This is a genomic window from Mesorhizobium sp. M1A.F.Ca.IN.020.06.1.1, from assembly GCF_004023265.1.
GTDB lineage: Bacteria > Pseudomonadota > Alphaproteobacteria > Rhizobiales > Rhizobiaceae > Mesorhizobium.
Window position 1 is genome coordinate 1 of the sequence record NZ_RZSR01000590.1, and the last position, 3,818, is coordinate 3,818.

Annotated in this window: 5 protein-coding genes and 1 pseudogene; 3 read left to right on the forward strand and 3 right to left on the reverse strand. The window is 64.0% G+C overall.

Going from position 1 to position 3,818, the window contains the following annotated elements; all coding sequences use genetic code 11:
* On the forward strand, positions 1–822 hold an 822-nt coding region (locus EOA60_RS22940; protein ID WP_164899476.1), incomplete at its 5' end, for a DMT family transporter.
* Positions 823–826: 4 nt separating this feature from the next.
* Here EOA60_RS22940 and EOA60_RS22945 read toward each other — a convergent pair.
* The 3 genes from EOA60_RS22945 to EOA60_RS22955 all read right to left on the reverse strand — a co-directional run bounded on the left by EOA60_RS22945 (position 827) and on the right by EOA60_RS22955 (position 2,637).
* A complete protein-coding gene (locus tag EOA60_RS22945; RefSeq protein WP_067319126.1) occupies positions 827–1,198 on the reverse strand; it encodes a response regulator in 372 nt (123 codons plus the stop codon).
* 76 nt (positions 1,199–1,274) lie between these two features.
* Positions 1,275–1,817, reverse strand: coding sequence for a hypoxanthine phosphoribosyltransferase (gene hpt, locus EOA60_RS22950; RefSeq protein WP_067319657.1), 543 nt, complete (start codon positions 1,815–1,817; stop codon positions 1,275–1,277).
* A gap of 178 nt (positions 1,818–1,995) precedes the next feature.
* A complete protein-coding gene (locus EOA60_RS22955; protein WP_095823979.1) occupies positions 1,996–2,637 on the reverse strand; it encodes a hypothetical protein in 642 nt (213 codons plus the stop codon).
* 181 nt (positions 2,638–2,818) lie between these two features.
* Here EOA60_RS22955 and ftsE point away from each other — a divergent pair, with 181 nt between their 5' ends.
* Positions 2,819–3,478, forward strand: coding sequence for a cell division ATP-binding protein FtsE (gene ftsE / locus EOA60_RS22960; RefSeq protein ID WP_066990245.1), 660 nt, complete (start codon positions 2,819–2,821; stop codon positions 3,476–3,478).
* A pseudogene (locus tag EOA60_RS22965) lies at positions 3,471–3,818 on the forward strand (ABC transporter permease); the annotation flags it as partial. The gene ftsE and the pseudogene EOA60_RS22965, both read left to right, overlap by 8 nt.

Genomic DNA, 3,818 nt, shown 5'->3' on the forward strand with positions numbered 1-3,818 from the left:
CTCGTGGCGCTGCCGATCCTGATCGTTATCGTCCAGGCCGATGTCGGCCTGACAGCCTTGCTGTCGAAACGAGCGGGCATGCTGACGCTGCGCGGCTTCATCCAATTCAGCTCCTACACCGTCTACTATCTGGCGATTGCCGCCCTCTCGCTGGCCGACGCGATAGCGCTCTATTTCATGGCGCCGCTCTTCATCATGTTGCTTGCCGGGCCTTATCTCGGCGAGCACGTCTCCTGGCGGACGCTGACGACGGTGCTGATCGGCCTCGTGGGCGTGGTCGTGATGCTGCGTCCGGGCGCCGGATTGTTCGACTGGGCGGCACTGCTGTCGCTCGGCTCGGCATTCCTCTACGGGTTCTCGCAACTGATGGCGCGCCGGATCGGCGAGACCGAATCCTCGACGGTGATGGCCTTCTACCAGAACGGCGCCTATCTCACCGGCGCTGTGGCGGTGGCCGCGGTGTTTCATCTTGCCGGCATTACCCATGCGGGCCACCCGAGCCTCGACTTCCTGGTGCGGCCGTGGGTCTGGCCGGCGCTGCCGGACTTCCTGAAGATGGCGGCCTGCGGCTTCGTTGCCTCCGCCGGCATGATCTTGCTGTCGCAGGCCTACCGGATGGCGCCCGCCAACCGGGTCGCAACCTTCGAATACACGGGCATCCTCTGGTCGCCGCTGTGGGGCTTCCTGTTCTTCGCCGAGGTCCCGCGGTCAACGACGGTGCTGGGCGCGGCGCTGATCATCGGCGCCGGTCTGGCCGCACTGAACGGTGAGCGCCGACGCGGCGCAGCACCTGCAATCGCAGCGACCGGCGATGCCGTCTGAACGATCAAGCGAAGCAGCTTAATGCCCGTCCGACGCGGGCGCGTATTTCGGCAAGCGTGAACGGCTTCTGCACGACGTCGAGGATGATGCCGTTCAATTCCTCGGCGCGCTCGCGCTGGTCGGCATAGCCGGTCATCAGCATGATCTTCATGGCCGGAAACTGTTTTGCCGCCGCGGTCGCCATCTCGATGCCGTCCATCTCCGGCATGCGGATATCGGATACCACGAGATCGTAGCTGCCGCGCTGCTGGCGGATCAGGGTGAGCCCCTGCGCGCCATCGGCGGCGATGGTGACACTGTGCCCATCACGCTCCAGCGCGCGGGCAGCGAGGGTGCGGACGGATTCATCGTCCTCGACGATCAAAAGCTTTGCCATGCCGAGATAGATGCCGCCGAAACGTTGACGTTTTCTGAAAATTTGAAACGTCTATGCGGCCTCTTTCGGCGCGACCTTACTTGTCGCCTTTCACGACCCCGACAAACGGCAATTCCCGGAAAGCATGCGCGACGTCCATGCCGTAGCCGACGACGAAATAATCGGGGCAGTCGAAGCCGACATAATCGGCGTTGAGCGTGGTCTGGCGGCGCATGCGCTTGTCGAGCAGCACCGCGATGGCGCAGCTCCTGGCGCCGCGCGACAGCATCAGGTCGCGGGTGAAGGAAAGCGTCTTGCCGGATTCGAGGATGTCGTCGATCAAAAGAACGTCGCGGCCGGCGACCTCGTTGTCGATGTCGCGCAGCACCTTGACCTCGCCGCTTGTGGTGCCGGCGCCGTAGCTGGAGATGAAGATGAATTCGACCTCGGGCGACAGGCCGACGTCGTGCATGGCGCGGATAAGATCGGCGGCAAAGACGAACGAGCCTTTCAGGATCGATATCACAAGCAGGTCGTGATAGTCGCGCCCGGCGATTTCCTTGGCGAGCTCGAGATTGCGCCGGGCGATCGCCGACGCCGAAAACAGGACCTCGATGTCCTTGCCGCGTACAACTGGCATAGCTTTTTCCTTCAGAATCGCCTGCAACGCCGGAAGGGCTAGGTTCATCAATATTCAGGTCAGGCCGAACCCAAAATAGCGGGTTCCGAGAACCGGTGCAGAGCGTACTCAAGCACGTGAGCACCTAAGCGCAGGAAACCACTAATTGCAGGCCGGCATCACCTGAATATCGATGCCCCTACCCGGCGAAGGTGACCGATACGGCCTTCACGCCGTTTCTAGGGACATCGAGCCGGCTGGAAAAGCCGAATCTTTCGCCGGGCGCCAGCGAGCGGTTGGATGTCCCCAACCTGTAGCGGATGACATTGCTGGCATTGTCGGTGACGCGGATCTCGAGCGGCGGCAGCGACTCCGCCCGTACGCCGTCATTGGCGGCCTCGCCGTCGATGAACAGGATGGGCTTCAGCCCCGAGGCATCGATTCGCGACGTCACACCGGAAATGCTGAGCGCGCTTGCCGGCTGCGCAGCCGCCCAGAAGGGGCTCTGACGCACCAGGGCATGACCGCCCGACACCCAGAAAGCCACGAGTGCGGCGCCCACTCCGGCGGCCCAGAAGATTGGACCGCCACGCGAGGCCGGCCGCGCCGGCGCAGCCTCCGGTTTGCGCAGCATGCCCATGCCAGCGATGGATGGCGTCGAGGGCGCTTGCGGCGGCAACGGCGCCGCAAGCGGTTCCGAACGGGCGGCGAATCGCGGCAGCACCACATAGTCGGCATCGACGACATCGGTGTCGAGGATGACGCGCTCCGGCGCGGCCTTTGTCGCCGTGCCGGTCATGATTTCGCCGGAAACAGAGCGCGCGGTTCTATCCTCAGCCATTACGGCCCCAGTGCAATCTTCGTTGCTTTTGGGTAAACGCAAATGGTTAACGCTTCCCCACCGGAACTGCTGTGAAATGTCGAAAGCGCGCAGAAATTAACCAACGATTAACCATGCCGGCCGATGGTCTTGGCAGAGAACAGGCTGGCGGGATGCCGCCTAAGGTTTCAGGTCGCCGAACGTGATCCGCTTCGAAAATGTCGGCCTCCGCTATGGCATGGGTCCGGAGATCCTCCGCGACATTTCCCTGCACATTCCGGAGCGCTCCTTTCAGTTCCTGAGCGGCCCCTCGGGCGCCGGCAAGACCACCTTGCTGCGCCTGCTTTTCATGTCGCTGAAGCCGACGCGCGGCCTGATCACCATTTTCGGCAAGGATCGTTCGCGCATCTCGCGCGGCGAGTTGCCGCTGCTCAGGCGCCGCATCGGCGTGGTGTTCCAGGATTTCCGCCTGCTTGACCACATGACCACTTACGAGAACGTGGCGCTGCCGTTGCGCGTCCGCGGGCGCGAGGAGGCGAGCTATCGCACCGACGTCACCGAGCTCCTGAAATGGGTTGGCCTCGGGGAGCGCATGCATGTGCTGCCGCCGGTGCTGTCGGGCGGCGAGAAGCAGCGTGCTGCGATCGCTCGCGCGCTGATCGAGCAGCCGGAGATCCTGCTTGCCGACGAGCCGACCGGCAACGTCGATCCGCCGTTGGCGCGCCGGCTGCTGAGGCTCTTTATCGAGCTCAACCGGCTCGGCACCGCCGTGGTGATCGCAACCCACGACCTCGGCCTGATGGAGCAGGTCGATGCGCGGCGCATGATTCTGGCCGGCGGAAGGCTGGACGTCTATGACTGAACTTCCGGCCGATCACCTGCACGAGGAAGCCGTCGAGACGCCGGCTGTCGTTCGCCGTGTCCAGCGCAAGATGGCGCCGATCGTGCCGGCGCACAACATCGCCGGCCGGGCCCTGGTGCTGGTCATCGCCATCATGACCTTCCTGTCCTGCCTAACCTTCGGCGCCGTGACGCTGGTGCGCGACACCGCCTCGGTCTGGGAGAACCAGATCTCGCGCGAGGCGACGATCCAGATCAAGCCCGTCGAGGGCCTCGACATGGAAGCAGCCCTCGCGCAGGCCTCTGAGATCGCCAGCGAGTTCCCGGGTGTGAAGGGCACGAGGATCGTCGATGGTGACGAC